The sequence below is a fragment of the Bradyrhizobium sp. Kon69 genome, from assembly GCF_055807515.1.
The window spans coordinates 1-244 of the sequence record NZ_JBVVOS010000527.1 but is presented as its reverse complement, the minus strand read 5'-3'; the positions used below and the strand labels follow the sequence as shown (position 1 = coordinate 244).

At 55.3% G+C, this 244-nt stretch carries 1 pseudogene; it reads left to right on the top strand.

What is annotated here, in order from left to right:
• Positions 1-244 (top strand): annotated as a pseudogene (locus AC0L3U_RS40040) (PrkA family serine protein kinase); the annotation flags it as partial.

The following is a 244-nucleotide window of genomic DNA, read 5'->3' as shown; positions in this document are numbered from 1 at the left end:
GCCTGGAATTGTTCCTGTTCGATCTGCTGTTCCAGCACGTACAACAGGTACAATTCCAGGCCGAAACCCGCGAGCGCTATCTGCGCTTCCTCAAGGAATACCTGGCGCCGCGCTATATCGAGTTCATCGGCAAGGAAATCCAGACCGCTTACCTCGAGTCCTACAGCGAGTACGGTCAGAACATCTTCGATCGCTACGTGCTGTACGCCGACTTCTGGATCCAGGACCAGGAATACCGCGATCC